The following is a 26883-nucleotide window of genomic DNA, read 5'->3' as shown; positions in this document are numbered from 1 at the left end:
GTTCGGCTTTCCTATGCCGCCCCGAGTCTACATCAGCGCATATTGCGTGCGTTCGCGCCTGGCGAGCAGGGGCAGGGCCTGGTCGGCGATATGGCTCCTAAAATGCACACTCTCCTGATGCGCCTTGAAGGCCGCTTCGTCGCGGAACAGCTCGTAGAACAGGAACTGCGCCGGATTGTCCTTGGCGCGGCTGATCAGGAACAGTTTTACGCCGGGCTCGCTCTGCGCGTGCGGGAGGAAGCTGCGCAGGATCTCGGCAACCCTGTCAGCCTCTTCGGCCTTGGCCTCCCATTGCGCCACGACCAGTAGGCCGCCGCCGCTGATCGCCTGATGGATGGCTCGCTGGTTCATTGCCTGCTCGTTCATGGTGACGCTCCGTTTGCGGGGAGAGGACAATTCGACCAATAACGAACTTTGTATGTGAATGATTCGATGATGATCGAAGTGAGAATGCGCCGCAGGCCTGTGCACCATGCCGGCCTCATGGCGGTGCAGCGCGAAAGCCTAGCTCTCGAGATGGGGACGCGAGGTTGCGCGCGAATTGATTTCCGCCGCGAATTTCGTTACCGCCTCTTCCGTGGATACGCTCAAAGTCAGAGACGCCAAAGACGTCGAAGAGGTGGTGCGCGCGGCGATTGCCAATGAGCAGCCGCTCGAGATCATCGGTCATGGCACCAAGCGCGGCATCGGCCATGCGATGGCGACGAACGCCGTACTCGACGTCTCGGCGCTGAGCGCGGTGACCTCCTATGAACCCAACGAGCTCATAGTCACGCTCCAGGCCGGCGCGCCCCTGGCCGACGTGCTGTCGCTGATCGATTCCAAGAATCAGCAATTCGCCTTCGAGCCGATGAACACGGCACCGCTGCTCGGCACGCCCGCGCTCGGAACCATCGGCGGCATGATCGCCGCGGGACTGGCCGGGCCGCGGCGCATCAAGGCGGGCGGCGCGCGCGACCATCTGCTCGGGGCGCACGCCGTCTCCGGTTTCGGCGACAGCTTCAAGACAGGCGGCAAGGTGGTGAAGAACGTCACCGGCTACGATCTCTGCAAGCTGCTGGCGGGCTCCTGGGGGACGCTGGCGGTCATGACCGAGGTCACGCTGAAGGTGATGCCGAAGCCGGAAGCCGAGCGGACGCTGCTGCTGCGCGGGCTCGACGATGCCGCGGCCAACAAGGCGATGACCGTGGCGCTCGGCTCGCCCTTCGACGTTTCCGCCGCCGCGCATCTGCCGAGATCGGCGTTGCGGGCCAGAACGGAAGGGCTCGGCGACATCGTCGGCGAGGGCGAGGCGCTGACCGTGCTGCGGCTCGAGGGGATCACGGCCTCCGCCGCCCATCGCGCCGGCTCGTTGCTCGAATTGCTGGCGCCGTTCGGAACCGCGACGCTGGTCGAGGATGCCGCGTCTTCGGCGCTATGGGCCACGATCCGCGATGTCCTGCCGTTCGCGGCCAGCGGCGCCCTGGGCGCCTGGCCGGTCTGGCGGATCGTCTGCCCGCCCGCGTCAGGCGCGGCGCTCGGCACGCAATTGGCGCGCGAGACCGGCGGCGAGTTGATCTACGATTGGGGCGGGGGCCTGATCTGGGCAGCGCTGCCGCCGAAAGATGATGCGCATGCTCCCGCCGTGCGTATGCGCGCGGGCGCCGTCGATGGGCACGCCGTGCTGGTCCGGGCGGCCGAGGACGTCAGGCACAGTGTCGATGTGTTCCATCCGCAAGCTCCGGGCATTGCCGCTCTGAGCGAGCGGGTCCGCGCCGGGTTCGATCCGAAGACCATCCTCAACCGGGGACGGCTGATGCGGAGCCCTGCGGCATGAAGACCGAATTTTCACTCGCGCAGCTCGCCGATCCCGACATCGCGGAAGCCGACAAGATCCTGCGCGCCTGTGTCCATTGCGGCTTCTGCACCGCAACCTGTCCAACCTATGTGCTGCTCGGCGACGAGCTCGATAGCCCGCGCGGCCGCATCTATCTGATCAAGGAGATGCTGGAGAAGGACCAGGCGCCGACGTCGGAGGTGGTGAAACACATCGATCGCTGCCTGTCGTGCCTTGCCTGCATGACGACCTGCCCCTCAGGGGTGAACTACATGCACCTCGTCGACCAGGCCCGGGTCAGGATCGAGCAGCGCTATCAGAGGCCGCTTGCCGAGCGGCTGCTGCGACAGGTGCTGGCATTCGTCCTGCCGGACCCGCAGCGCTTTCGCGCCAGCATGCGGCTGGCGCGGCTGGCCCGTCCGCTTGCCGTATTCCTGCCGACGCCGCGGCCGTCGGCCACGCCCGGCCTGATCGAGCGCATCAAGGCGATGCTGGCGTTGGCCCCGGGCCGCCTGCCGTCGCCGGGCCCTGCCGCGGGCAGCGTGTTCGCGGCGCTCGGCAAGAAGCGTGGCCGGGTCGCGCTGTTGCAAGGCTGCGCCCAGCAGGTCCTGGCGCCGCGTATCAACCAGGCCGCCATCAACCTGCTCACCCGCCACGGCATCGAGGTCGTGCTGGTCAAGGACGAGCAATGCTGCGGCGCGCTGACCCACCACCTCGGCAACGACCACGATGCGCTCGCCCGCGCCCGTGCCAACGTCGCGGCGTGGCGGGCAGAAGCGGCAGGCGAGGGCCTCGACGCCATCCTGGTAACGGCCTCCGGCTGCGGCACGATGATCAAGGATTACGGCTATCTGCTGCGCGAAGATCGCACGTTCGCAGCCGATGCAGCGCAGGTCTCCGCACTCGCCAAGGACATCACCGAATACGTCGCCGGACTGGGCCTCGCGCCGACGACGCGACAGGACAACATCGTCGTCGCCTATCACTCCGCTTGTTCGTTGCAGCACGGGCAGAAAATCACGACGCTTCCGAAAGAATTGCTTTCCAAGAATGGATTCGTGGTGAAAGATGTCCCGGAGAGCCATTTGTGTTGCGGTTCGGCGGGGACTTACAACATTCTCCAGCCCGACCTTGCGGGCAGGTTGCGCGATCGCAAGGTCGCCAACATCGCGAGCGTCAAGCCGGACATGATTGCCGCGGGCAATATCGGCTGCATGGTGCAGATTGCCAGCGGTACGTCAGTTCCGGTAGTGCACACGATTGAGCTTCTCGATTGGGCTACGGGCGGCTCGCGGCCGACATCGAATTCGTCGAGCGGCGCTGCGTCCGGCGGTGACGGCTGAAGGCGCCCGATCGACCATTGATTGGCGGCAACAGGAGGACCACGATGGCGAAAGCGAAGAAGAAGAAAAGCAAGAAGGCCAAAAAGGCGAAAAAGGTTGTAGCGGCGAAGAAGAAGACCGCGAAGAAGGCGACAAAGAAAGCCGCCAAGAAGGCCGCGAAAAAATCCGCAAGGAAGTCTGCAAAGAAATCGGCCAAGAAGGCTGCGCCGAAGAAGGCCGCCAAGAAGACTGCAAAGAAGGCGGCCAAGAAAGCCGCCAAGAAAGCGGCGCCCAAGAAGAGCGCGGCCAAAAAGAGCGCGGTCAGGGCGAGGCCTGCGCCGGCTCCAACGGAAGCTCCGGCTCCAGCTGCCTCGCCGGCACCGGAAACGAGTTGGGCGACGCCTTCGCCTGCTGGGGACCAAGCACCGGCCGAAGGGTAGGGCTAAGGCCCTCCCGCATCCTCCAACGACTGCGAACAGAAGGGCCGTAGCGACGACGCTGCGGCCTTTTTGCATCGTCGCCGGCGCCCCGAGTAGCCGCCATGTCCCGCCTCGTCTGATTCGTAGCGTGGGTGCTACAACCTTTCGGTTTCCGTACTATCACGGCCCTTCCTGCGCACTTCGCAATGCAAATAATGTGGTCGGGAAGCAACACACGCTGACAACCTTTCATGGAATCGTCAGAACGCCCAAAAAGTCGGCAGATGCCCGCGCTTTTTGCTTCACGGGGCGCCTCCTCCCATCCAGATTGCCGCAGTTACGCAATTTTGCGGTCAGGTCGTATGCCCCCGGGGGCTTCCGGGATCGACTGGGGTTTAAGAACCGGTGATGGGGATCGAAATGAAAAAAATGGCTTTGTTGGCAACGGCGCTGGCAATGGTGACGGGCTCGGCTTTCGCGGCAGACATGCATGTGAAGGCATTGAAGGCTCCGCCGCCGCCCGCCTTCGACCCCTGGGATATCGCCTTCGGCGGCGCGATCATGAGCGACTACATCTTCCGCGGTATCACCCAGTCGAATCACAAACCGTCGGTCGCGGCCTATTTCGAGCCGCGTTACAACGTCACCAAAGACCTCCAGCTCTATGTGGGCGTTGCCGGTGAGAGCATCTCCTTCCCCAACCGCGCTGCGGCCGAGATCGATATCTACGGCGGTATTCGCCCGACCTTCGGAGCGTTTGCCTTCGACATCGGTGTCTGGGGTTACCTGTATCCGGGCGGCACCTGCTATTTCGGCGCTCCCGGCATCGACAACGCCGGCGTGTTCCAGGGCGCTGAATGCGCCGAGAAGGCCTTGCTCAACACCAACGTGATCAAGAAGGACCTGAGCTTCTTCGAAGTCTACGGCAAGATGACTTATACGGTGAACGACAACTGGTCGTTCGGCGTGACCGAGTACTACACCCCGAGCTACCTGAACTCGGGCGCCTGGGGCAACTACGCTTCGATCACCGGCAAGTACATTGCGCCCAGCACGATCTTCGGTTCGAGCGGCGTCGGCATGTACGTCTCGGGTGAGTTCGGCCGTCAGTGGCTCGGCACCTCCGACAGTTTCTATGGCGTTCCGGCCTTCCCGAACGGCATCAAGTATGCTGACTACAACACCTGGAACATTGGCGTCGGTTTCACCTACAAGGTCATGACGCTGGACCTGCGCTACTCCGACACCGATCTGTCGAAGGGCGACTGCAACGCTTTCACCAGCGACTTCTCAGCCCGTGGCAACATCGCGGCCAACTTGGGCACGAATATTACCCCGATCAATCCGACCGGCGTCGGCTCCAATTGGTGCGGCGCGGCCGGTATCGCCAAGCTGTCCTTCGACCTGACGGCGATGAGCAACCTGAAGTAAGCTTCTCCCCGAGACGAATTGGGCAAGGGCGGCAGAGCGATCTGCCGCCCTTTTGCTTTGGCGGCATTGCCGGAATTTGCAATGTGAGCTTGCCGGCGCTTCTTCGGGCCCGTCGAACGTAGCAATCGAATATGGCGCGCGTGGCCGCATCGTCATGGCCGGGCTTGACCCGGCCATCCACGTCTATCCCCGAGGAAGAGAAGAACGTGGATGCCCGGGACAAGCCCGGGCATGACGAGTTTGAGGGCTGCTGTTTGCCAGGCGGGCCGAACCGGTAGCCATCACGCCGTGCTCAGCGCACCCCATTCGGCTCGGCGCGGGCCAGCTTGCCGGCGTCGCTGAGGACGTGGATCTCGCCATACTTCGCCATCGTCATCTTGCGGGTGTGGAAGGCGTCGAGCGTCGAGCGGTGGCCGATCGAGACGATAGTGGCCCGCGGCAGCTTCTCTGCCAGGAGCCGGTACAGCCGGGCCTCGGACGGTTCGTCCAGCGAGGCGGTGGCCTCGTCCAGGAATAGATAGTCGGGCCCATGCAGCAGCGCGCGGGCAAGCCCCAGGCGCTGCTGCTCACCGAGCGACAGCATCCGATTCCAATGGCCGTCCTCCTCGAGCCGTTCGGCGAGGTCGGGCAGCCCGACCGCGACGAGGGCGTCTCGGACCTGCGTCGTTTCGAACGCGCCGGGTGCTGCGGGATAGACCACGGCGTCCCGCAGCACACCGACCGGGAAATATGGCCGCTGCGGCAGCATCATCAGCTTCGCCTTCTCGGGAATGACGATAGTGCCGGTGCCAAACGGCCAGATGCCGGCAATGGCGCGGAACAGCGTCGACTTGCCTGAGCCCGACGGCCCCGTGACGAGCACCCGCTCCGGGGCATGGATGGCGAATGCGTCCGCGGCGACCAATGGCGCCCCATTCGGCAGGTTCACGCGGAGTTGCTCGAGGCCGATCGCGCGGCTGCCGCCCGCTGCCTTGATGCCGATCGTCGGCTCGTATTCAGCGAGCCTGCTGGTCGAGCGCACTGACATCTCGAATCCGTCGAGACGGGCAACCACGGCGCGCCATTCGGCAATCGAGCGATAGGCCGTCACGAAGAACGACAATGCGCGCTGCACGCTGCCGAAAGCCGAGCCGGTCTGCATCATATCGCCGAGCTGAATCCGCTTGGCGAAATAGGCCGGCGCCACCAGCGCATAGGGAACGATCACGGCAGCCTGGCTGTAACTCGCCGTGAATGCTGTGAGGCGCTTGGTCCGGCCCATGATCGCGTACCAGTTGCCGACGACGCGGCCGAACCGGTCCAGCAGGCGCCCACGCTCGGCGTTTTCGCCGTTCAAGAGCGCAATCTGCTCGGAATTCTCCCGCACGCGGACGAGGTTGAAGCGGAAGTCCGCTTCATAGCGCTGCTGCTCGAAATTGAGATTGACCAGCGGCGCGCCGATCAAATGCGTCAGGGCGGTGCCGAAGATCGCGTAGATCAGCGCACCCCAGCACAGATAGCCGGGAATCACGACATCGGCCCCGAAAATGTGCATGGGCGCGGCATTGGAGAGGCCCCAGAGGATGATGACGAAGGAGAACAGCGTCACGATCGACGAGAGCAGGCCCAGGCCGATGGTCAGGGTCTGTTCGACGAAATTCTTGACGTCCTCGGTGATGCGCTGGTCCGGGTTGTCCGCCGCATCGCCCTTGAGCTGCATCCGGTAGTGCGTGGCGTCCTCAAGCCATTCGCCGAGATAATGGCGGGTCAACCATTGCCGCCACCGGATCTGGAGCCATTGGTTCAGGTAGAGCTGATAGACCGCCAGCGCGACGAAGCTGGCGGCGAGGATGACGAAGAACCAGACTTCGCTGACGAACCTGTCCCAGTCGTAGGCCTGGAGCGCGGTGTAGAACCGGTTCTGCCACTGGTTAAAGAGGACGTCGATCGCGACCAGCGACAGCTCGATCGCGATCACCGCGGCCAGCAGGCCGCCGCCGGCCCATTTGTCCTCCGATCGGAAATAGGGGATGGCGATTCGCCAAACGGTCGCGAGCGTCGCGCGGATGTTCTTCACGGATGGGGATCTCCTGCGGGGTATGCGCAAATGCCTGGAGCCAGACGGTTAAGACAACGGCGGCAATGAGTGCGCTTAGACTAAAGTCGCAAATTCCGCAATTTGCGTTGGCTTGTCGCAGCTTGCAACCCTAGCATGGGGTTTAACGGCGCGGGGCGGGGGCCTTCGGGATTTCGCGAGCTTGTGAGCGGGCGGGAACCGCCGCATTCGCGAGGAATTCGTGTCCGACTCGGGGGTTATCGCTTCAGCGTCAAGCAGGATCGGCTGTCCACGCTGGCCGCCTGCCGCACACATGCGTGGGGGAGGAAGACCATGTGGAATCAAGTCTATGACCCGGTGCACAGCCCCGTGCTGTCGACAATTGCAGCGGCAATACCCGTCGTCACGCTGCTGGTCCTGATTGCAAGCGGTCGCGTCAAGGCGCACATCGCGGCGGTCATTGCCGTGATCGTGACCAACCTGATCGCGATCTACATCTTCACCATGCCGGCGAACATGTCGATCCGGGCCTCGCTGCTCGGCATCGTCACCGGGTTCTTCCCGATCGGCTGGATCGTCCTCAACGTTATCTTCCTCTATCAGGTGACGGTGACAACCGGACGCTTCGAGCTCCTGAAGCGCGCGGTCGGCGGCGTCACCGAGGACCGGCGGCTACAATTGTTGCTGATTGCCTTCTCGTTCGGTGCCTTTTTTGAGGGGGCTTCCGGCTTCGGAACGCCGGTCGCCATTACCGGTGCGGTGCTGATCGGGCTCGGCTTCTCGCCGCTCGCGGCCTCCGGCCTCTCGCTGATCGCCAACACCGCGCCGGTCGCCTATGGCGCGCTCGGCACGCCGATCCAGGGCCTTGCCTCGGTCACCGGACTCGATCCCTATATCCTCGGCGCGATGGTCGGACGGCAATTGCCGTTCTTCTCGCTGATCGTGCCGTTCTGGGTGGTGTGGGCGTTCGCCGGCTGGAAGGGCATGAAGGACGTCTGGCCGGCGATTCTCGTCACCGGCGTATCGTTCGCAATCCCGCAATTCGTGATCTCCAACTACATCAACCCCTGGATCGTCGACATCGGGGCGTCGCTGATCTCGATGGGCGCGCTCATCCTGTTCCTGAAGGTGTGGCAGCCCAGGCAGCTCTGGTTGTCGCCGGCGCTGCGCGGCCGCGACGAATCGGTCTCGCATATGGGTACGACAGCGCCGCTCGACAAAACTCCGCTGACGCAGGCCGAGCTGTGGAGTGCGCTGCTGCCGTGGATCATCGTCTGCATCGTGATGCTGATCTGGGGCAACGGTGCTTTCAAGACTTGGGCGAATTCGATCTTTACGTGGAACTACGCCGTTCCCGAGCTGCATCAGATGATCAACAAGATGCCTCCGGTCGCGCCCAAGCCGACGCCCGAAGGCGCGGTGTTCGCGTTCACCTATCTTTCCTTCACAGGCACGGGCATGCTGCTCGCGGCGATCATCTCCGGCTTCCTGATGGGCGTCGGGCCCGGCCGCCTGCTCGTCGAATATGGCCGCACTGTCCGGCTGTGCGCGATCTCGCTGATCACGATCTCCGCGATGCTCGCGATCGGCACGCTGACCCGCCTCTCCGGCGTTGACGCGACGCTGGGTCTCGCCTTCGCCGCGACCGGCGTGCTCTATCCCTTCTTCGGCACCTTGCTCGGCTGGTTGGGCGTTGCGTTGACCGGATCGGACACCGCATCGAACATCCTGTTCGGCAACCTCCAGAAGATCACCTCGCAGCAGATCGGCCTGTCGCCGATTCTGATGGCTGCGGCGAACTCCTCCGGTGGCGTGATGGGCAAGATGATCGACGCGCAATCGATCGTTGTCGCCTCCACCGCTACCAGATGGTACGGGCACGAGGGCTCGATCCTGCGCTATGTGTTCTGGCATTCGATCGTGCTGGCCTGCCTCGTCGGCGTGCTGGTGACGTTGCAGGCCTATGTCTGGCCGTTCACGGCGATGGTGCTGAAGTAGCAGTCCACGCCCGGCTTCCCCGCAAATCCCCGCGGAGTTTCCGCGGGGATTTTTGTACGCGGGCGAACCTTCTCATGGTCGCCGCCGTCTTGTAAAAGGTGCGGCAACTCAGGTCAGTCGAGAGGTCTTATGGTTTCGCTCAAGCAGATGGCGTGTGCGGCGGTCGCGGTGCTCGCGATGTCCGCCGTCGCGCGTGCGGAAGATGGCTTCCCCTTCGGCACCGAGATGACGCTGGAGGCGCTGCCGCAGCCCGGCTCGAAGCGGATCCCGAACATCGAGATCGGCGACAATGGCGAGGTGGCGCTGGAGCTCTGGTGCAAGGGCGGCAAGGGCCAGTTTTCCGTTGCCGGCAACACCGTGATCTTCGTCCCCGGCCAGATCCAGGACCGGTCCTGCCCGCCTGCGCGGGCGCAGGCCGACGACGATCTCGTCACGGCGCTCGGCAGCGTCGAGACCTGGAAGCGCCAGGGCGACGTGTTGACGCTTCTCGGCCCCAAGCCGCTGCGCTTCCGCGTCAACGGGAATTGAGGCGTCGCTGTCATTCCCCGCGAAGGCGGGGAATCCAGTACGCCGCGGCCCATCGATCCGCCACGGCTGTCTCGGAGTACTGGATCGCCCGGTCAAGCCGGACGATGACAGAGAGTTGATGCGCGAGTCATGTCACTTCCACACCGACTTGTCGGCGTCCCAGCGCTGGCCCTTGAGCTCTTTGACGAGCGCCTCGACCGAGCCGTTGTCGTCGGGCTGATCGCCTTCCTCATCGGCTGTGGCTTCGTCCGACAGGTTGAGCTTGGCGCCGCTGCTCTCGTCGGCCGTCGTGGTCGAGGGGCTGCCGATCCAGAGCATCAGCCGGTCGGTCGTGCCCGGTTTGTCGGGCGAGACGAGGCCGGCGACCTCGATTGTGTCGGTGAGCTCGAGCGCCGGGAAATCCTGGTTCGGCCGCTTGAAGACCAGCTTGAGCTTGCCGGTGGCCGGGTTGAAGCTTTGCGAGACCGGCTTGGCCGCGAGCGTCCTGCCGAGCACGTTTGCGACAACGGCCGCGAGCTTGTCACGGTTGATCTTGTCGCCGTCGCGCCAGTCGGCGGCGGGGATGCGGATGGTGCGGTCCATCTCGGTCATGCCTGCGGTCCAGCCCGCGGCGGTGACGCCCGGCATCGCCTTGAATTTTGCGAGCAGCGCGCCGGCGCGCTCCGGATCGACCGACATGTTGATGGTCTGCTCGCCGGCGCGCAGCGCATCGCAGCCGACGTTGAGGCTTGCCAGTGTCACCTCGACATCCTGGCCCTTCAGGCTCTTCAGGAAGTCGGTCGCAGCATCCAGCTTGACCTTGACCGCGATCGCTTCCGGCGAGACGTCGGTGAAATCCTTCGGTTGCGGCGTGATGCCATCGTCGGAGGTCTGATTGTCCAGAAATTCCCTCTCGCTGAGATCGGAATTGTCGGACGAGGTGACCTCGGTCACGGCTTGGCCGATGCCGATCTGACCACGGAATTCGAAGGTGTCCCCGGTCGGCTTGCGCAAGAGCTTGACGGTGACCGGCGCCTTCTCACTGATGCTCTGCGTCGTGCCCGTCAACGTCTGGCCCGCGACCTGGAGGTTGACGACGAAACGGTCCTTGCGGTCGGAAGTTTTTGCGACGGGATAGCAGACGTCGAGCACCGCTGAGGTGACCGTCTTGCCCTGCCGCGTTTCCTTCAGGATCACGTCGGCATTGCCGTCCATCAGCCCGTCGATCGAGGTGAAATAGCGCGTCTCGACGCCGCCCGGGGCGGTGGCCTTCGGAGAGAGCTTCATCTGGGCGGATGCGGGACCCAGCGACGTCGCGAGCAGAGCCGCCATAAGAGCCGTCGAACAAACCAGGAGCGCGCGCATCGATAGGTCCTCAAAGTCAGAATCGGCGCCACCGTAGTGGGTTTTGGCCGCCGGTTGAATCGGAAAGCGCGGGTCATGGTCGGCAAAAAAGAAGGCCGCCCGGAGGCGGCCTTCGCATGATTGTAATGGAGGGGATGGGCTTTAGAAGCCGCCCATGCCGCCGCCGGCGGGCATCGCGGACGCAGCTTCCTTCTTCGGCGTTTCGGCGACCATCGCCTCGGTGGTCACCAGCAGGCCGGCGATCGAGGCGGCGTCCTGGAGCGCGGTGCGCACGACCTTGGCGGGGTCGATGATGCCCTTCGCGACCATGTCGACATAGTCTTCGTTCTGGGCGTCGAAGCCGAAGGTCTCGGACTTGTTCTCCAGGATCTTGCCGACGACGATGGAGCCTTCGAGGCCCGCGTTCTCGGAGATCTGGCGGACCGGGGCTTCCAGCGCCTTCAGCACGATGTTGATGCCGGCCTGGACGTCGGCATTGGCGTTGGTGAGACGGCCCACCGCCTTCTTGGCACGCAGCAGGGCGACGCCGCCGCCGGGGACGATGCCCTCCTGCACCGCGGCGCGGGTGGCGTTGAGCGCGTCCTCGACGCGGTCCTTCTTCTCCTTGACCTCGATCTCGGTCGCACCGCCGACGCGGATCACCGCGACGCCGCCGGCGAGCTTGGCGAGACGCTCCTGGAGCTTCTCACGGTCGTAGTCCGAGGTGGTTTCCTCGATCTGCGCCTTGATCTGGCCGACGCGGGCCTCGATGTCGGGCTTCTTGCCGGCGCCCTTGACGATGGTGGTGTTCTCCTTGTCGATCACCACCTTGCCCGCGCGTCCAAGCATCTTCACCGTGACGTTCTCGAGCTTCATGCCGAGCTCTTCCGAGATCAGCTGGCCGCCGGTCAGGATCGCGAGGTCCTCCAGCATGGCCTTGCGGCGATCGCCGAAGCCTGGCGCCTTGACGGCGGCAACCTTGAGGCCGCCGCGCAGGCGGTTGACGACCAGGGTGGCCAGCGCCTCGCCCTCGACGTCGTCGGCGATGATGACGAGCGGCTTGCCCGACTGCACCACGGCTTCCAGCACCGGCAGCATGGCCTGCAGGCCGGACAGCTTCTTCTCGTGCAGGAGGATGTAGGCGTCCTCGAACTCGGCGGTCATCTTCTCGGCATTGGTCACGAAATAGGGCGACAGATAGCCGCGGTCGAACTTCATGCCTTCGACGATGTCGACCTCGGTATCGAGCGACTTGTTCTCCTCGACGGTGATGACGCCCTCGTTGCCGACCTTCTGCATCGCCTGGGCGATCATCTTGCCAATGGCGGCATCGCCGTTGGCGGAGATGGTGCCGACCTGGGCGACCTCGGAGGAGGAGGCGACCGGCTTGGCGCGTTTCTCGATGTCCTTGACGACAGCCGCCACCGCGGCGTCGATGCCGCGCTTGAGGTCCATCGGGTTCATGCCGGCGGCAACCGACTTGGCGCCTTCGCGCACGATCGCCTGGGCCAGCACGGTCGCGGTGGTGGTGCCGTCGCCGGCGAGGTCGTTGGTCTTGGAGGCTACCTCACGGACCATCTGGGCGCCCATGTTCTCGAACTTGTCCTCGAGCTCGATCTCCTTGGCGACGGTGACGCCGTCCTTGGTGATGCGGGGCGCGCCGAACGACTTCTCGATCAGGACGTTGCGGCCCTTGGGGCCGAGCGTCACCTTGACGGCGTTGGCGAGAATGTCGACGCCGCGCAGCATGCGTTCGCGCGCGTCTCCGGAAAATTTGACGTCTTTGGCAGCCATGTTCTTGCTCCTGAAAAACTTGAATCGATGAGGCGCCGCAGTTTTTCCTCGTCATTGCCGGGCTTGACCCGGCAATCCATCATCTTGCGAAAACGATGGATGCCCGGGTCGTCTGGCGCGAAGACGCGCTTCGCGCTTCTGCCCGGGCATGGCAATGGAGCATTCAGCGGCTGTTCAGGCGTCCGGCCTTAGGCCATTACGCCCATGATGTCCGACTCCTTCATGATCAGGAGCTCTTCGTTGTCGATCTTGACCTCGGTGCCCGACCATTTGCCGAACAGCACGCGGTCGCCGACCTTGAGGTCGATCGGGATCAGCTTGCCGGCCTCGTCGCGGCCACCGGGGCCGACGGCGACGACTTCGCCCTGGGACGGCTTTTCCTTGGCGGTGTCCGGAATGATGATGCCGCCCCTGCTCTTTTCCTCGGCGTCGATACGTTTGACCACGACACGGTCATGCAGCGGACGAAATTTGGATTTAGCCATGACGTTTCCCTTTGGAGGCTCGCTTCGGATGCAACAGAAGTGGGTTGGGGGCGGCGCTGCCGTCCGCCCTCTCCGAGATCGAACGACGCGCTTAGCAATCGACGTTTTCGAGTGCTAATAGTGTGTCCGGGAATATGGCTTGGCCGCGATCCTGTCAAGCAAGGTGGTTAAGCGATTGGTGAGGCGGATATAGGATTGTGGCTCCAGAAACTTATTTGCGGTGCTGGCGTATTCAAGGACGTCATTGCTCCAACAGTGGTTTTGCGCTTGGCTGCAGCAGGGGTGCGGTCGCGGTCTTGGTCGGGGGCACTTTGCTCGGGGGAATAGCATGATCGGTTCAGCTCACGTGCGCACGGTTGCCAATCTGGCTGCCGCTTCCATGTTGGCGCTGCTGCTGGGCGCCTGCGGCGGAGGCATGAGCCTGCCGTCCTTCTCGTCGTCCTCGCCGCCGCCGGAAGCCGAGCCGGGCACCGGTCCGGAGATGCCGGCGAGCATTCGCGCCGACGAGATCGTCGGCCGCTGGGGCCTCGCCTCGTTCCAGAACCCGGCCGACCGCGCCCGGACCGAGGCCGCTGCCCGGGCCCAGTGCAAGAATCCCTACGTGATCACCGCCGGCTCCTCCGGCGGCGTGATCATGCATCTCGCCGACCAGGCGACGCCGCAGGAACTACGGCTGAAGGGTTCGCCCATTGGCAAGAATTATATCGGCCCGCCCGGTCCGACGCCGGGCGAGCAGGACCGTGAGATCGTCTCCTTCGACGGCCGCGTCCTGATCACCCGCTTCATCGACAAGGACGCCGCCACCCGCTACGGCAACATGGTCTACGTCCGCTGCGCGCCGAGGGCGTGATCGGGGTTCGGATCTAACCAGCCGTCATTGCGAGCGTGGCGAAGCAATCCAGAATCTTTCCACGGTGACAGTCTGGATTGCTTCGCTTCGCTCGCAATGACGGGGCAACAAAAAACGCCGGCTCCCGCCGGCGTTTTGTTTTTCTCTCCGTTGTGTCGAATCAGTCGAACAGCGCGTCGATGTCGTCCTGCGAGGCGTGGCCGACGTCGCCCGCGAGCTTCGGGCCGTTGAGAAGCTTTTCATCCTCGCTGCGGGTATCGGCCTGCGGCACGACGTGGGACTTGATCGCGTCGACGCCGCCCCAGATCTCCATCATCGCGTTGATGTGCTGCTCGATGAATTTCATCGTGCCCATGACCTTGCTGATGCGCTGGCCGGTCAGGTCCTGGAAGTTACAGGCCTCGAAGATCGAGATGACACGTTCCTGGATGTCGTCGGCCAGACGCTTCTGCTGGTCGGCCGACTGCACCTTGGCCATCGCACTGGCGGCCTGGTCGATCGATTCCGCGGCTTCGAGGATCTGCTGGGTCGCCTGCTCCGTGCCGCCGACCACGGCGCCGAGCTCGCCATTGACCTTTGCCATTTCGCCGCCGTCAAAGCTCTTGCCGTGCAGGGTCGCGATCTCGCGCTTGGTGCGGTCGATGGCGTCATGGATGAGGTCGAGCTCGACCTTCAGCTTCTCGCACTGCTCGATCTGAGCCCGGTACGTCTCCAGCATCGTGCGTGCGTCGGAGAGCTCCCGCTCCGTCGAGGCGTCGATCGCCGCCATGGCTGCGCTGCCGGACAGCGGGGCAGTGCCCTTCGCCATCTGTGCACGGATCGCGCGCAGCTCGGCCATGATCTCGCTATGCATCGGGATTGCCTCCTCGGTTACGTCGAGGATTGGCAATTCGCCACCGACGATATCTTCGACACGAAAACGTTTGCGGTGAACAGCCATCACGATACTCCCCCCACCTCACTCACGCGTCTTTGTAGGCAGAAGCGATTTAACACGAAGTTCACAGCAGGAACTGACATGCGGCCGCGCGCGACGGCCGGCAAACGACCGATTAACCATGCGAGCGCAGCGTTCACCGAAAATAAACGCTGATCGCCAAATTGCCCCTCGCTTGGCGACGTGGTGAATCGAAACGCCGTTTCCGTTTACCAAACAAAGTGGCTTTTGCTCTTTATTGACCACGTCGCGAGCGCGGACAGTCAGCGCGTTCGACGGCGAGTGCAACTAGACGAAACACTACAGAGTACGTCGATGTTCAAGAAAATGTCTGTCGCGCTGCTCGGCAGCGCTTGCACCTTCATTGCCGGCGCCGATCGCGCGAGCGCCTTCGACAACACCGTGCCCAACGATCCGCCCGCGGTGCTCTATCAGCCGCAGGTGCCGCCGGCGCCGGTGCGTGTCGCATCCAATTCGAACATGGGTGGCGGCTTCATCGAATTCCTGTTCGGGGATGGGCCCGGCCGCGGTCCGGCTTACGCTCCGGATCAGCCGATGTATCAGCAGCAGCCGGCCTATAATGACCCGCGCCGCCTGCCGCCGATGGGCGAGCCGCAGATGCAGGGCGCAAGCCTGCAGCAGGAGACGATCGACCCGCGGCAGCGTCAGCTCGATCCGAAATTCGAGAAGCAGCTTGTTGACTATAGCGGCAAGGAAAGCGCCGGCACTCTGGTGGTCGATACGCCGAACAAGTTCCTCTATCTCGTCGAGGGCAACGGCAAGGCTATGCGCTACGGCATCGGCGTCGGTCGTCCCGGCTTCACCTGGTCGGGCGTGAAATCGATCACGGCCAAGCGCGAATGGCCCGATTGGACCCCGCCCGCGGAAATGATCGCGCGGCGCCCCGACCTGCCTCGGCACATGGAAGGTGGCCCGGAAAATCCGCTCGGCGCGCGCGCAATGTATCTGGGCTCCACGCTCTATCGCATCCATGGCTCCAACGAGCCCTGGACCATCGGCACCAACGTCTCCTCCGGCTGCATCCGCATGCGCAACGAGGACGTCATCGACCTCTACGGCCGCGTCAATGTCGGCACCAAGGTGGTGGTGATGTGAGGTGTGAAGCGCCCGATGCGAGCCGTCGACTCTGCGCGCCGCAGCGGCTCGCGATGCGTGGCATCGAACTCGTCGCGTGCCGCCGGTTTGCAGCGTACTCCGGCCGGCTATGATCTACGCTGGCTGACAGCGCCGCGCCGGCCGAGACGGGGAGCGACGGAGCAGCGATGACCACTTGATGAACGCGAACGCGGTGCGCGATGGGAGCGGTTCAATCGCGGCGCCGATAGCTCTGCCGCCCTGACGCGCTCGTGCAGTCCCTCCAACTCGTATAACTCGCTGATGAGATTTGATGTCATGTCGGTCAAGGTTGCAATGCGCTGCTGAAGTGGATTCATTTTTAAGACCCCGACTATACCAAGAGAGGCAACCACATCGGTGTGTGGGATGAGCAACGTGTTCTTTCAGATGAACACCCCTGTCTGAATTTGGAAATCCGGGAGTCTACGGCCTCGCGCGCCAGAGAGTGATTTCGTCTTTCATGGTGAACTCAGACGCGTCTCGCGATGTTCAGCGCAGTGCAATTCAGTAACACGCATTAGTCATATTATATTCGAAATGACTCTCTGCGTGATGCGCAGCGGCAGTGAAGGCGTTTGAGCTAATGCTGTGACATGAAAACGGCCTCCTCAACGGCGGCCGTTTTGCTCGGTGCAAGGAGCAGCGATCAGGCGTAATCGCTGCCGCCGGCGTCGCCGCCGCCGAAATCGCTGTCGTCGGCCATGTCTACGTTGTCGTCGTTGTCGTTCTGATCGTTGTAATTGCGATCGTCATTCGATGCCTGATCAGCGAAGCCCTGGCGGGAATCCTTGCTGCGATCACCGCCGGAGCCGATATCGTTGAGGCCGGCGTCGCGGGCGAGCGAGCCGCCCGACTGGTCGCTACCACCCCACGGGCTGCCGCCGCGATCACCCAAGGCGTTGGTGTCGCCAAAGGCCTGCTGGTGCGATCCGCCCATCATGCCGCGGATGCTCGAGAGCAGCAGCGAGCCGCCGACGACGCCGGCTGCGGCTGCCGCTGCCGTGCCGAGGAAGGAGCCGCCGCCTCCGCCCGTCGGCGGAGCGCCGTAACCTTGGCCCTGGCCGGGAGCCTGCCCATAAGGCGGCTGGCCGTAACCTGGCTGGGTCTGCTGCATCGCGCCGCCGCTGTTCCAGACCGGCCCCGCGTCACGCGGTGGCACATTTGGAACCGAGCCGCGCGAGGGACCCGAGCCGAACAGGCTTTCGCGCATGGTATCCAGGAAGCCGCCGGACTGAGCCTGCTCGGGCGCCTGCGCGGCCTCCAGCTCCTGGATGCGGGCATGCGCACGCTTCAGCGCCTCGTCCTGCAACAGTACGGTCTGCACCAGCGCATAGATCGCGCCGGGTGCCTTGCGCAGCCCGTCGGAGATCGCGGCGATCGCGTCGGGGTCGCGCGGTGCATTTTCCAGTTTCGAAAGCCGGTCGAAAAGGTCGTCGACGAGCTGGCGTTCCTGCGGCGTCATGATCTGTCTCCTTCGCGCGAAACCAAGCGCGACGAAGATGTAGGGTTCCATTGTGGCCCGAACAGTGGCGCGCGGATTAAATTTCGGTATGCGACAAGCTGCCTCGCGGGGCCAGCTTTCGCCGGTTTCACTCCAGTGTCACGTTTTGTGCCGCGAGCAGCTGCGCGAAGGCGTCGCTGGCGAGATAGGCATGCTCGCGTTCGCGAACATCCGTCATCGGATCAAGTCCGGTGAGGACGTCGTCGACGAAGCCGGGGTGGCACATGATGAGCCCGCCATCCGGCAGGCCCGCCAGGAATTGCCGCATCAGCTCGCCGAAATCGGCCGTCCGCGTGAAATCATAGGCGCCGGCGAAGCCGGGATTGAAGCTGAGGCCCGCGTCGCCGGCGCGCCGGCGGAATTGCGCGCTCAGGATGTCGAGCAAAAGGGCCTTCGGCGATGCCAGTCGCCGTGCCAGCGGCACGTTGCGGCCGCCCTGGCGCACCCAGGCCTTTGGCGCGACTTCGCTGACCGCGTCGACAAAGCCGTCGCGCACCTGCGGAAAGAGCTGCACATGCTGGTGGCCGTCGACGAAGTCGGGGGCGCGCCCGAAAGCTTCCGCGAAGGCCGCCAGTTGCGCCTTCACCTCATTGCGGAAGAACTCGCGATCGAGCCGCCGGGCAATGCCGGCGCGCAAGAGTTTCGGGAACGGCAGGAACATGTCGCCGTCGAGCGGGCGGAAATGCATGGTCAGCGGCCGGAACGGCGCCGACAGCGTCACGTGCAATCCGATCGCGCAACCCGAGTTCGTCTTCGCCGCCGCCTGCAGTGCGTCGATCTCGCCGCGATCGATCGCGGGGCCAACCATCATCACCGAGGTGGCGTTGAGGCGGCTGCGTTCGATCAGGTCACGGATGGCGCGGTTGACGCCCGGGCTGATGCCGTAATCGTCGGCGCAGAGCCAGATCCGCCGCGGCGTCGCGGCGGCGCTCATTCCGCCGCCGTCCTGTTCGAAGTTTCCTCGGCCTTGTGAGCCTCAAAGCGCTTCTCGCTGTGCTCGGCGACGAAGTAGATCGGGCGCGCCTTCAGCTCGGAGAGGATCTTGCCGATATATTCGCCGACGATGCCGATCATGATGAGTTGCACGCCGCCGATCGTCATCAGGCCGATCACGAGTGAGGGATAGCCGGGCACCTGCTTGCCGGTGGTCCAGACCTCCCAGAGGATCGACAGGCCGAACAGGAACGCGCCGCCTGCCAGGATCACGCCGAGCAGGCTGGCAAAGCGCAGCGGCGCCACCGAAAACGACGTCAATCCTTCGATCGAAAGACCGAGCAGGCGCGTGGCGCTGAAGGTGGTTACGCCATGGACGCGCGGCGCTGGCTCGTAGTCGACGCGGATCTGGCGGAAGCCGATCCAGCTTGCCAGTCCCTTGAAGAAGCGATTGCGTTCGGGCAATTGCCTGAGAGCTGCGACCGCGCGCGGAGAGAGCAGGCGGAAGTCGCCGGCATCCTCGGGAATCTTCTGGCGGGCGCCCCAATTGATCAGGGAATAGAAGCCGTGCACGGCGAGACGGCGCAGGAACGTCTCGTTGTCGCGGTGCGCCTTGGCGGTATAGACGACGTCGTAGCCATCTTCGATCCAATGCCGCACCAGCTGCTCGACCAGGGCCGGCGGATGCTGGCCGTCGCCGTCCATGAACATCACGGCGCCGCGCCGCGCATGATCGAGCCCCGCCATCAGAGCGGCTTCCTTGCCGAAATTGCGCGACAGCGAGACCACCTGGACGTCGATCGCATCGGCCGGCAGGCTGCGTGCGACCGACAGCGTCGCGTCCGCGCTGCCGTCGTCGACATAGACGACCTCGCAGGCCAGTCGGTAGCGCTGCAGCAGGGTCTTGGCGAGATCGCAGATGCGCTGGTGCAGCGGCGCCAGTCCCGCCGCCTCGTTGTAGACGGGCACGACGATCGACAGTCCCTTCGCCGCGGCGCCGGTGGCAGTGGTCATCAGGCCGGAAACGTCAGAGCCCAGCGTCATCAATCAAGGTTCCAGATGCGTTCAAATTCTCTCAACAGCATATGGTAGCTGCCGTTTGCTGTCGCTACGCTGAACGGAACTGAGGCTCACCGCCGCAGGAACGCGTCCAGTCTGGCGAACAACGGGTTCTCCCGGTCGAACACGTAGTCGAGCGAGACCACCGAGACCGTCTCGGCACCATGCTCGCGCAGAAAGCTCGCGAGCGCATAGAGTTGCCCCGGTGGGCAGTGCAGCGTGAGCATGCCTGACGAGGTCGGTCCGCCGAACGGGGTCTCGACCCCAAAGTTCTTGTGGGCCTGGTCCAGCAGGGCAGCGTCGCACTGCCGGAACCGGGTGCGGACCTCGCGGTATTTGTTGGCCCGCGCCCGCCCCGCGATGTGATCGAGAATCACGCGTGCGGTCTCCCGTGCCTGCGGTGACCAGTCGGCCTCCTTCGAGGCGACCAGATTGGCCTGGCTGTGCAGGATCACGCCGTCGTCGAGCACTCTCAGCCCGTTGGCAGCGAGCGTCGCACCCGTCGTGGTGATGTCGACGATCAGCTCGGCGGCGCCGGCTGCCGGCGCACCTTCGGTGGCGCCGGTGCTTTCGACGATGCGGTAGTCGGTGATGCCATGGCTTGAGAAGAAGGTGCGGGTCAGGTTGATGAACTTGGTCGCGACCCGCATCCGCATGTGATGCTGCTCGCGAAAGCCAGTGGTGACGTCGTCGAGGTCGGCCATGGTGCGGACGTCGATCCACGCCTGCGGCACGGCGACGACGACGTCGGCATAGCCGAAGCTCAGCCCCTCGATCAGGGCGACGTGCTGATCGGCGTCCGGGATGGTCTCGCGCACCAGATCTTCCCCTGTGACCCCGAGATGCGCCATGCCGCGGGACAATTGCGCGGCGATCTCGCTGGCCGAGAGGTAGGCCACCTCGACATTGTCGAGGCCCGCGATCGTGCCGCGATAGTCGCGTGCGCCGCCCGCCTTCGACAGCTTGAGCCCTGCGCGGGCGAAGAAGGCCTCGGTGTTTTCCTGAAGGCGCCCCTTGGAGGGAACGGCCAGGACGAATGGCGCGCTCATGATTTGAGCTCCTTGCGGCCGATCCGGGTCAGCGCGTCGACCCAGACAGAGAAGCCGACGGCGGGAATCGGCTCGGGCGACCCGAGCTGGGTCATCAGCCCGTCATAGCGGCCGCCGGCGACCAGCGGCTCGGCGCCGTTGCCGCTGTTATGCACCTCGAATTCGAAGCCGGTGTAGTAGTCGAGACCGCGCCCGAACGCGGTCGAGAAGCGCGTCTGCTTCACGTCGATGCCGCGTGCCGCCATGAAGCCGACCCGGCTCTCGAACTGGTCGATCGCGGCGGCAAGGTTCAGCTTTGCGTCGGCGGTCAGCGCGCGCAGCCCGGCGATCGCATCGTCCGGATTGCCCGATATCGCCAGGAAGCGCTTGAGCACGGCGATCGCCTCACGCGGCAGCGCGCCGCCCTTCAGCGTCGACTGTTCGAGGAAGCGGTCGGCGATCTCGGCCGTGGTGCGGCCGCCGACATGGGTGGTGCCGGCGATCGACATCAAATCGGTGACGAAGGCGAGCGCCGCCTTGCGGTCCGAGCCGGCGAGTGCCGCCAGCACGCCCTCATATTCGCTGCGGGTGGCGGTGGCCGCCTGCGCGAGCCGCTCCAGGTCCTGCTCCAGGCTGATCTTGCGGTTGAAATCCTTGACCAGGCGGCGGCGCCAGACCGGATAGAGGTCGAGCGCATCGAGCAGCGCGTTGAACAGTGCGACGTCGCCGGTGCGGATCTCGACGTCGCGCACGCCGAAGGCCGTGGTCGCCTCGAGCGCCAGCGCCAGCATCTCGGCGTCCGCCGCGGCGCGGTCCTGACGGCCGAACGATTCGATCCCGGCCTGCAGGAATTCGCTGGGACGGCCGCTGCGGTAACGGAACACCGGGCCGAGATAGCTGAAGCCGGCCGGCTGGCCAGCACGTCCCGAGGCAAGATAGTCGCGCGCGACCGGAATGGTCAGGTCCGGACGCAAGCAGAGCTCTTCGCCGGAGAGATCCGTGGTCAGGTACAGACTCTTGCGGATGTCCTCGCCGGAGAGGTCAAGGAACGGCTCGGCCGGTTGCAGGATGGCGGGCTCGGCCCTGACATAGCCGGCCTGCGCGAGCGACAACAGCGTATCCGCCCAGGCGGCGGAGCCGGCAGCATTTGAGGTGGCAGTCGCGGTCATAACGGGGTCCATCGTCCGGCTGGAACCGGGCAGGGCAAGGAAGGGATGCGAGTTGGCGCAGGCCTTAGCATGGCCGGAAAGCGGTTTCGACCTCCAAAGAACCAATGGCTTAACGGTCGGCCGTCATGCCCTGGCCTCGAGTTGAACGGTGGATTGCGGCGTGGCTGCGCCAATCGGCTTTGGAGAGATCGGAAATGGCCAATCCGGCGACCGCCTGGGCAGAAAAAAGCTCACGTATCTTGGGGAAAGCAATTAGCGGCCGGGGTGCGCATGCGACAGAGGCTGATGGGTCGCCCCTCAGGCGAGATCATGTAGATCCTTGCCGAGCGGCGGTGTCAGGCGAAACGCCGAGAAAACGACCTTCAATCCGGCCCGCTCGGGTGTGCAGGCCATCGGCCCCACAAGGTACGAGTTTGCCTTGGGGAATGGCGCCAATCGCATCAGCGGCCAGAGCTTGCCGTCGGCAGAAACCTGCAAGCGAAGGACACCATTCGTCACGGTTGCGCGCATCCGGAAGTCGCCGGCGTCGTGCTCATAGGGGGCTGTCGCCCAGTCCGATCGCCCGTCGGTCAGAACGCTGCCAAGCGTGGCGCGGTCGTCGGAGAATTCAATTCCGGCCTTGACCCAACGTTGCGCGTCGATACGCACCATGATGCCCGCTTGGTCGTAGAGCGTACGAAAGTCGCCTTGGACGCGCAGTTCGGCGGTGAAAGCCTCGGCGGTCCGGAAGCCCAGAAAATGCCCGCTGTCCCGACTGAAGCCGTAATGTGTTTCGCGCCAGAAATCGGTAGCTTGATCAGTGACCATCTCAAGACTGTCGCCGCGCGCGGTCCATCGTTCCGGCTCATTGAGCCACACACCATCGCTTCTGCGGAAGATCGGATCGTTCATGTCAAGCCTCGATTAGCAGTGGCAACCGATCCAACGCCATCCCACAAGCAGAGGACAACCCATACGAATGCAGAGTCTGGTTCGACCAAGTCGAACCAGACTCTGTCAGCTTCCGCATCGGCTTTGAAAATCCGGAGATCAAAGCAGCCCGTTCTTCTTCAGGATCTCCGATGCGTTGTCCTTCGTAATCAGCATCGTGGGCAAAGTGATGACCGGCTCTAGCTTCTCGCCCTTCAAGAGTTTGACAGCTTGTCGCAGCCCCTCGGCTCCGGGCGTTGCATAGAGGAATGTCGCCGTGAGCTGCCCCTTGCTGACCCAGGTCACGCCTTCATCCGGCAGGCCATCGATGCCAAGAATGAACTTGATGTCCTTGTCGCGGCCGGCGTCCTTGGCCGCGAGATAGGCGCCATAGGCCATCGGATCGTTATGGCCATAGACCAGGTCGATCTTCTCGTTATTGCGCAGCGCAGTCGTCATGATGTTGTAGGCTTTGTCCTGCTTCCAGTCGCCCGACTGATTGTTGAGCAGGTTCTTGATGCCCGGTTCCTTGTCGGTGAAAGCATGGAAGCCGTCGTGTCGGTCGTGTGCGGGCTGCGTGCCCATGCCGCCCCAGATTTCGACGACGTTGCCGGCCGCCTTGCCGGGACCGCCGAGCAGCTTCACAGCGTATTCGCCGGCGGCCTTGCCGATCGCGACATTGTCGCCGCCGATGAACTGTGTGATTCGCTTGGTGTCGACGTTGCGATCCAGCACGATGACTGGAATCTTGGCGTCGATCGCCTTCTCGACGACGCCGGTCAGGCCTGCCGATTCCTTGGGTGAGATCAACAGGACGTTGACCTGCTGGACAACGAGGTTCTCGCAATCGGCGACCTGTTTCTCGGTCTTGTCCTGGCCGTCGGTGATGACGAGCTCGACGTCGGGCTGCTTCTTGGCCTCGGCCTGGATGTCCTTGTTGAACTGTACGCGCCACGGCTCGAGCGTGGTGCATTGGCTGAAGCCGACCTTCCACTTCGCAGCGGCCTTGGCGGGACTCCAGCCGGCCGGCACATAGATCGTCATTGCGGCGCCAGCCATGGTGGTCGACAGTTTTAGGAATTCACGACGCTTCATCGAGATCCTCCCTTGTAAATTGCGCCTTGGCGGCGCTTGGCAGCCGATAGGACTCGGCTGTTTTCGGATCGGCGCTGGCTTCCGGCGATCGGCTGAACCGCCATCGCGCGATGAGCTGGCCGAGATTCTGCTCCTGCACCAGCACGGTGCAGACGATGATCAACCCCTTCATCAGCAGCTGGACGTTGGAGTCGATGTTCTGAAGCTGGAGGATGTCCGACAGCAAACCGAAGATCAGGACGCCGACGAAGGTGCCGGCGAGACCGCCTCGGCCGCCCATCAGGCTGGTGCCGCCGATCACGACCGCGGCGATGGCGTCGAGCTCGAGCCCGGCGCCGGCATCGGGCTTGCCTTGCCGGTACTGCGCGACGAACAGGACTCCTGCAATTCCCGCCAGCAGTCCGGACAGCAGATAGGCCGTGAGCTGGACCTGGGCGACCTTAATGCCCGAAAGCTTGGCGGCCTCGATGTTGCCGCCGATCGCATAGGCGTAGCGTCCAAAGGTCGTGAAGCGCAGGATCGCGCCGAACAGGATGATCGCCGCAAGGAAGAAAACACTCGGCACCGGCAGCACGCCCCACAGCATCGAGCGGAGCAGCTCAAACGCTTCGGTGGCGTTGGTACCGGTGTAGACCGGCACGACGGCATTGTCCTGGCCGGCGGTGAGACGGGCGATGCCGAGTGCGCTGACCATCATCGCAAGCGTCGCGATGAAGGGCTGCAAACGCCCGGTGACGATCAAGAGCCCGTTGATGCCGCCAAGCAGCAGCGCGAGGCACGGCGCCACGAGGAGTACCCCGAGAACGCCGAACTTGCCCGACGCCTGGCTTGCCGTCCACCACGCAACCGCAGTGGCGCCGACAAGGCCGAGCAGCGCAGGAATCCACAGGCTGCGCCAGCGCGATACTGCGAGTTCACGGCGCGGCCCCGGGCCGACGTCTCGGCCGCGCGCCAGGCCGTGGACGACGAAGCGCACAACGAGCGCAATGGCTGCGCCGCTCACCAGCGTTGCCGCCGGAACGCCCATCGCGGCGGCCGCGGTCCAGCCGGGCTTGGTGAGCAGCATCGCGCAGATCACCGTCGAAAAGCCCATGACCGAGCCGACCGACAAATCGATGCCGCCAAGCAGAATGACCATCGTCATGCCGGTGGCGACCAGGCCCGTAATCGAGACCTGCCGCAGTACATCGGTCAGGTTACCGTAGGACAGGAAGATATTGCTACCGGATGACGTATGCGGCGAGGTGAGGGCACCGACCAGGCAGATGAGGAGCAACCCCCAGTAAAGCTTGGTCCGGGACAAGAGCCGAAATAGCGCCTTCATGACGATGTTTCCTGCGACCACGCTGCCATGCCTGGCGCTGCAAGACGCATCACCGTCTCTTGCGTCGCGCTCTCGCGCCGCAGGACTCCGGTCTGCCGTCCCTCACACATCACCAGGATACGGTCGGACAACAGAATAAGCTCCGGCATCTCGGAGGTGACCACGACGATGCCGAGGCCTTGCGCGGCGAGATCGAAGATCAGCCGGTAGATGTCCTGCTTGGCGCCGATATCGATGCCGCGGGTCGGCTCGTCGAGCAGAAGAATCCGCGGTTCGGTGGCGAGCCACTTGCCTATCACGACCTTCTGTTGATTGCCGCCGGAGAGCGCTGCTGCGGTCTGATCGATGCCGGTGCAGCGGACCGAGAGGCGCCGGGCCATGTCGGCCGCCAGGGCGCGTTCAAGCGCGAAAGCGCGCAGACCGAATCGCGACAGCGCGCCGATCGAGGGCAGGGCGATATTGTCGCAGATCGAGGCCGCAAGGTGCAGGCCGCGCTCTTTGCGATCCTCGCTCACGAGCGCGACACCGAGGCGGTAGGCCTCCGCTGGCGAGCTGATGTTAACGGCCGCGCCATCGATCGCGATGGCGCCACCCCGCCAACCGTTCGCAACACCAAAGATGGACTCCAGGATCTCCGTCCTGCCGGAACCAAGCAGGCCGCCGATGCCCAGAATCTCGCCGCGCCTGAGCTGAAAGCTGACGCCGTGTAACATCCGGCGCCAGCCGTGCGGACCAAGGGTATCCAGCGTCAGGTCATCCACCGAAAGGACGATCGCACCGTCCTGCGCAGCCGCACCGCGATCGCTTGCGACCATGTCGCGGCCGACCATCGCTGAGATGATTGCGTCCCGCGACAAGTCGCCGATCGGAGCCGTGACAACGCGCCTGCCGTCGCGCAGCACCGTCACCCGGTCGGCGAGATCGAGCACCTCCTCGATACGGTGCGAGGTGTAGATGATCGCGACGCCTTCGCTCGCGAGTTGTCGCACGATCTTGAACAGGGTCTCGCATTCCGACGATGACAATGCAGAGGTCGGCTCGTCCATGATCAGGATGCGGGCGTCGAGCGATAGCGCCTTGGCGATTTCCACCAATTGCTGCTCGCCGACGCGCAAGTCGGCGAGTCGGCTTTCCGGAGCGATCCAGACGCCGAGGCGGCGCAGCAGGCGCTCTGCCGCTTTGACCATGCGGCGGCGATTGATCAGCACACCGCCGATCAGCGGCTCGCGACCGAGAAAGATATTATCGGCGATGCTCAGCTCGGGAACGAGATTGAGCTCCTGATGGATGATCGCGACGCCGGCCTCTTCAGCATCGCGCACACCGGCAAATTCGGCGGCCCGGCCATCGACCTGGATCGTCCCCTGATAACTCGTATGCACGCCCGCAAGAATTTTCATCAAGGTGCTTTTGCCGGCACCGTTCTCGCCCATCAGTGCATGCACCTCGCCGCAACGCAGATCGAAGTCGACGTTGTTGAGCGCCTTCACGCCGGCAAAAGACTTCGAGACGCGCTCCGCAGAAAGCACGATTTGCCCGGTGGGCGCGCAGGCCCGACTGCTAGGCTCGACCATACGGGGGGAGCGGGCCGCGGCCCGGTCATCCTCTCCTCCGAGGGCGCCGAAGCGTGTCTCCATCGGGCTGCTCTCCTCCCGGCGCGCCCACAGTCTTTGGAGACATCGAGCCGCAGGTATTCCCTGGTTATTTTTCTGATATGCTAGTTATATCAGTTACCGCTCGTCAAGCCTCTTGGTGTCCACAATTGGCTCCCGCACCACTGGAAATGTGAA

At 64.1% G+C, this 26883-nt stretch carries 23 protein-coding genes; 8 read left to right on the top strand and 15 right to left on the bottom strand.

The window, feature by feature from the left end:
• Positions 1–27: 27 nt before the first annotated feature.
• On the bottom strand, positions 28–366 hold the full coding sequence (locus IVA82_RS35700) for an antibiotic biosynthesis monooxygenase family protein (RefSeq protein WP_247381536.1): 339 nt from the start codon (positions 364–366) through the stop codon (positions 28–30).
• A gap of 211 nt (positions 367–577) precedes the next feature.
• Here IVA82_RS35700 and IVA82_RS35695 point away from each other — a divergent pair, with 211 nt between their 5' ends.
• From IVA82_RS35695 to IVA82_RS35680, 4 genes are all read left to right on the top strand, one after another.
• The gene (locus IVA82_RS35695; protein WP_247381537.1) at positions 578–1816 is read left to right on the top strand and encodes an FAD-binding protein; all 1239 of its coding nucleotides are present in this window, start codon (positions 578–580) and stop codon (positions 1814–1816) included.
• Positions 1813–3159 carry a glycolate oxidase subunit GlcF gene (gene glcF / locus IVA82_RS35690; RefSeq protein WP_247381538.1) on the top strand — a complete coding sequence of 449 codons (1347 nt, stop codon included), beginning with the start codon at positions 1813–1815 and terminating at the stop codon, positions 3157–3159. Before IVA82_RS35695 ends, glcF begins: the two co-directional genes overlap by 4 nt.
• Before the next feature lie 44 nt (positions 3160–3203).
• Entirely contained in the window at positions 3204–3578 is a 375-nt protein-coding gene (locus IVA82_RS35685; RefSeq protein WP_247381542.1) for a histone, read from the top strand.
• 399 nt (positions 3579–3977) lie between these two features.
• On the top strand, positions 3978–4988 hold the full coding sequence (locus IVA82_RS35680; protein WP_247381552.1) for a TorF family putative porin: 1011 nt from the start codon (positions 3978–3980) through the stop codon (positions 4986–4988).
• 292 nt (positions 4989–5280) lie between these two features.
• Here IVA82_RS35680 and IVA82_RS35675 read toward each other — a convergent pair whose 3' ends face one another.
• The gene (locus tag IVA82_RS35675) at positions 5281–7044 is read right to left on the bottom strand and encodes an ABC transporter ATP-binding protein/permease (RefSeq protein ID WP_247381554.1); all 1764 of its coding nucleotides are present in this window, start codon (positions 7042–7044) and stop codon (positions 5281–5283) included.
• 312 nt (positions 7045–7356) lie between these two features.
• On the opposite strand from IVA82_RS35675, the gene IVA82_RS35670 reads away from it, so the two are divergent.
• Positions 7357–9021 carry an L-lactate permease gene (locus IVA82_RS35670; protein WP_247381556.1) on the top strand — a complete coding sequence of 555 codons (1665 nt, stop codon included), beginning with the start codon at positions 7357–7359 and terminating at the stop codon, positions 9019–9021.
• A 129-nt stretch (positions 9022–9150) separates the two neighbouring features.
• A complete protein-coding gene (locus IVA82_RS35665; RefSeq protein ID WP_247381558.1) occupies positions 9151–9549 on the top strand; it encodes an META domain-containing protein in 399 nt (132 codons plus the stop codon).
• 132 nt (positions 9550–9681) lie between these two features.
• Here IVA82_RS35665 and IVA82_RS35660 read toward each other — a convergent pair whose 3' ends face one another.
• From IVA82_RS35660 to IVA82_RS35650, 3 genes are all read right to left on the bottom strand, one after another.
• A complete protein-coding gene (locus IVA82_RS35660) occupies positions 9682–10893 on the bottom strand; it encodes a hypothetical protein (RefSeq protein WP_247381560.1) in 1212 nt (403 codons plus the stop codon).
• Positions 10894–11034: 141 nt separating this feature from the next.
• Positions 11035–12666, bottom strand: coding sequence for a chaperonin GroEL (gene groL, locus IVA82_RS35655; protein ID WP_247381562.1), 1632 nt, complete (start codon positions 12664–12666; stop codon positions 11035–11037).
• 188 nt (positions 12667–12854) lie between these two features.
• A complete protein-coding gene (locus IVA82_RS35650) occupies positions 12855–13151 on the bottom strand; it encodes a co-chaperone GroES (protein WP_200513063.1) in 297 nt (98 codons plus the stop codon).
• 328 nt (positions 13152–13479) lie between these two features.
• Between IVA82_RS35650 and IVA82_RS35645 the strand changes: the two genes are divergently transcribed.
• The gene (locus tag IVA82_RS35645) at positions 13480–14001 is read left to right on the top strand and encodes a hypothetical protein (RefSeq protein WP_247381564.1); all 522 of its coding nucleotides are present in this window, start codon (positions 13480–13482) and stop codon (positions 13999–14001) included.
• Between the two features lie 160 nt (positions 14002–14161).
• On the opposite strand, the gene IVA82_RS35640 is transcribed toward IVA82_RS35645, so the two are convergent.
• The gene (locus IVA82_RS35640; protein ID WP_247381566.1) at positions 14162–14941 is read right to left on the bottom strand and encodes a protein phosphatase CheZ; all 780 of its coding nucleotides are present in this window, start codon (positions 14939–14941) and stop codon (positions 14162–14164) included.
• Positions 14942–15253: 312 nt separating this feature from the next.
• Here IVA82_RS35640 and IVA82_RS35635 point away from each other — a divergent pair, with 312 nt between their 5' ends.
• Positions 15254–16054 carry a L,D-transpeptidase gene (locus IVA82_RS35635; RefSeq protein WP_247381568.1) on the top strand — a complete coding sequence of 267 codons (801 nt, stop codon included), beginning with the start codon at positions 15254–15256 and terminating at the stop codon, positions 16052–16054.
• A 667-nt stretch (positions 16055–16721) separates the two neighbouring features.
• Here IVA82_RS35635 and IVA82_RS35630 read toward each other — a convergent pair.
• From IVA82_RS35630 to IVA82_RS35590, 9 genes are all read right to left on the bottom strand, one after another.
• Entirely contained in the window at positions 16722–17537 is an 816-nt protein-coding gene (locus IVA82_RS35630; RefSeq protein ID WP_247381569.1) for a DUF2076 domain-containing protein, read from the bottom strand.
• A 127-nt stretch (positions 17538–17664) separates the two neighbouring features.
• Positions 17665–18510, bottom strand: coding sequence for a ChbG/HpnK family deacetylase (locus tag IVA82_RS35625; protein ID WP_247381571.1), 846 nt, complete (start codon positions 18508–18510; stop codon positions 17665–17667).
• Complete coding sequence (locus tag IVA82_RS35620) at positions 18507–19553, bottom strand: glycosyltransferase family 2 protein (RefSeq protein WP_247381574.1); 1047 nt, start codon at positions 19551–19553, stop codon at positions 18507–18509. Before IVA82_RS35620 ends, IVA82_RS35625 begins: the two co-directional genes overlap by 4 nt.
• A gap of 86 nt (positions 19554–19639) precedes the next feature.
• On the bottom strand, positions 19640–20617 hold the full coding sequence (gene hisG / locus IVA82_RS35615) for an ATP phosphoribosyltransferase (RefSeq protein WP_247381575.1): 978 nt from the start codon (positions 20615–20617) through the stop codon (positions 19640–19642).
• The gene (locus IVA82_RS35610) at positions 20614–21765 is read right to left on the bottom strand and encodes an ATP phosphoribosyltransferase regulatory subunit (protein WP_247381577.1); all 1152 of its coding nucleotides are present in this window, start codon (positions 21763–21765) and stop codon (positions 20614–20616) included. The genes hisG and IVA82_RS35610 overlap by 4 nt, the downstream gene beginning before the upstream one ends.
• A 297-nt stretch (positions 21766–22062) precedes the next feature.
• Positions 22063–22656, bottom strand: coding sequence for a DUF1349 domain-containing protein (locus IVA82_RS35605; RefSeq protein ID WP_247381578.1), 594 nt, complete (start codon positions 22654–22656; stop codon positions 22063–22065).
• Between the two features lie 138 nt (positions 22657–22794).
• Entirely contained in the window at positions 22795–23769 is a 975-nt protein-coding gene (locus tag IVA82_RS35600; protein WP_247381580.1) for a substrate-binding domain-containing protein, read from the bottom strand.
• Entirely contained in the window at positions 23756–25093 is a 1338-nt protein-coding gene (locus IVA82_RS35595) for an ABC transporter permease (RefSeq protein WP_247381581.1), read from the bottom strand. The genes IVA82_RS35600 and IVA82_RS35595 overlap by 14 nt, the downstream gene beginning before the upstream one ends.
• Positions 25090–26667 carry a sugar ABC transporter ATP-binding protein gene (locus IVA82_RS35590; RefSeq protein WP_247381626.1) on the bottom strand — a complete coding sequence of 526 codons (1578 nt, stop codon included), beginning with the start codon at positions 26665–26667 and terminating at the stop codon, positions 25090–25092. The genes IVA82_RS35595 and IVA82_RS35590 overlap by 4 nt, the downstream gene beginning before the upstream one ends.
• Positions 26668–26883: the final 216 nt, after the last annotated feature.

Source organism: Bradyrhizobium sp. 142, assembly GCF_023074015.1.
Classification (GTDB): Bacteria; Pseudomonadota; Alphaproteobacteria; order Rhizobiales; family Xanthobacteraceae; genus Bradyrhizobium.
This window is presented reverse-complemented; position numbering and strand designations above follow the sequence as displayed.

Bases quoted from the DNA above. Each gene is read 5' to 3' on its own strand.
- glcF (WP_247381538.1), top strand. From the start codon at position 1,813: ATGAAGACCGAATTTTCACTCGCGCAGCTCGCCGATCCCGACATCGCG.
- IVA82_RS35650 (WP_200513063.1), bottom strand. From the start codon at position 13,151: ATGGCTAAATCCAAATTTCGTCCGCTGCATGACCGTGTCGTGGTCAAA.
- IVA82_RS35590 (WP_247381626.1), bottom strand. From the start codon at position 26,667: ATGGTCGAGCCTAGCAGTCGGGCCTGCGCGCCCACCGGGCAAATCGTG.
- IVA82_RS35630 (WP_247381569.1), bottom strand. From the start codon at position 17,537: ATGACGCCGCAGGAACGCCAGCTCGTCGACGACCTTTTCGACCGGCTT.
- IVA82_RS35600 (WP_247381580.1), bottom strand. From the start codon at position 23,769: ATGAAGCGTCGTGAATTCCTAAAACTGTCGACCACCATGGCTGGCGCC.
- groL (WP_247381562.1), bottom strand. From the start codon at position 12,666: ATGGCTGCCAAAGACGTCAAATTTTCCGGAGACGCGCGCGAACGCATG.
- IVA82_RS35620 (WP_247381574.1), bottom strand. From the start codon at position 19,553: ATGACGCTGGGCTCTGACGTTTCCGGCCTGATGACCACTGCCACCGGC.
- IVA82_RS35700 (WP_247381536.1), bottom strand. From the start codon at position 366: ATGAACGAGCAGGCAATGAACCAGCGAGCCATCCATCAGGCGATCAGC.
- hisG (WP_247381575.1), bottom strand. From the start codon at position 20,617: ATGAGCGCGCCATTCGTCCTGGCCGTTCCCTCCAAGGGGCGCCTTCAG.
- IVA82_RS35665 (WP_247381558.1), top strand. From the start codon at position 9,151: ATGGTTTCGCTCAAGCAGATGGCGTGTGCGGCGGTCGCGGTGCTCGCG.
- IVA82_RS35660 (WP_247381560.1), bottom strand. From the start codon at position 10,893: ATGCGCGCGCTCCTGGTTTGTTCGACGGCTCTTATGGCGGCTCTGCTC.
- IVA82_RS35645 (WP_247381564.1), top strand. From the start codon at position 13,480: ATGATCGGTTCAGCTCACGTGCGCACGGTTGCCAATCTGGCTGCCGCT.
- IVA82_RS35605 (WP_247381578.1), bottom strand. From the start codon at position 22,656: ATGAACGATCCGATCTTCCGCAGAAGCGATGGTGTGTGGCTCAATGAG.
- IVA82_RS35680 (WP_247381552.1), top strand. From the start codon at position 3,978: ATGAAAAAAATGGCTTTGTTGGCAACGGCGCTGGCAATGGTGACGGGC.
- IVA82_RS35625 (WP_247381571.1), bottom strand. From the start codon at position 18,510: ATGAGCGCCGCCGCGACGCCGCGGCGGATCTGGCTCTGCGCCGACGAT.
- IVA82_RS35685 (WP_247381542.1), top strand. From the start codon at position 3,204: ATGGCGAAAGCGAAGAAGAAGAAAAGCAAGAAGGCCAAAAAGGCGAAA.
- IVA82_RS35595 (WP_247381581.1), bottom strand. From the start codon at position 25,093: ATGAAGGCGCTATTTCGGCTCTTGTCCCGGACCAAGCTTTACTGGGGG.
- IVA82_RS35670 (WP_247381556.1), top strand. From the start codon at position 7,357: ATGTGGAATCAAGTCTATGACCCGGTGCACAGCCCCGTGCTGTCGACA.
- IVA82_RS35640 (WP_247381566.1), bottom strand. From the start codon at position 14,941: ATGGCTGTTCACCGCAAACGTTTTCGTGTCGAAGATATCGTCGGTGGC.
- IVA82_RS35635 (WP_247381568.1), top strand. From the start codon at position 15,254: ATGTTCAAGAAAATGTCTGTCGCGCTGCTCGGCAGCGCTTGCACCTTC.
- IVA82_RS35610 (WP_247381577.1), bottom strand. From the start codon at position 21,765: ATGACCGCGACTGCCACCTCAAATGCTGCCGGCTCCGCCGCCTGGGCG.